The sequence below is a fragment of the Pseudomonas viridiflava genome (assembly GCF_900602065.1).
In the GTDB taxonomy this organism is placed as follows: Bacteria; Pseudomonadota; Gammaproteobacteria; order Pseudomonadales; family Pseudomonadaceae; genus Aquipseudomonas.
The window spans coordinates 1-329 of the sequence record NZ_UWFN01000320.1 but is presented as its reverse complement, the minus strand read 5'-3'; the positions used below and the strand labels follow the sequence as shown (position 1 = coordinate 329).

Here is a 329-nt window from a genome sequence, read left to right as displayed (position 1 = left end):
CAGTGCCCACTCGGTTGGCCAGCACGCCGGCAAACGGCAGGTCAGGCTGATAGCGCGCCAGCCCCAGCGCCAGGTCGGAGTCGTCCCAGTCGAACGGCGTGGGGTCGAGCAGATCCAGCCGCCGTTCCGACGGCATGCGCACCCAGGCGCGGCTCGACTGATTCCGGTGATCGTCGCGGCCCATCGATTTCCCTTTTTTGTGGCGTAGACGCCATCCTACACCCTGGAAGATGAATTATCTTTAGGCAACATGAACGTGTTTGTCATACACTAAAAAATTGTTCATCTTTTGACACTAATCAAGCTATGGCGACGCGTCCTTCATATAT

General features: G+C 56.8%; 1 protein-coding gene. It reads right to left on the bottom strand.

From position 1 onward, the window contains the following. A partial coding sequence (locus EE949_RS24365; RefSeq protein WP_206335721.1) for a hypothetical protein occupies positions 1–184 on the bottom strand: 184 nt, incomplete at its 3' end. Positions 185–329: the final 145 nt, after the last annotated feature.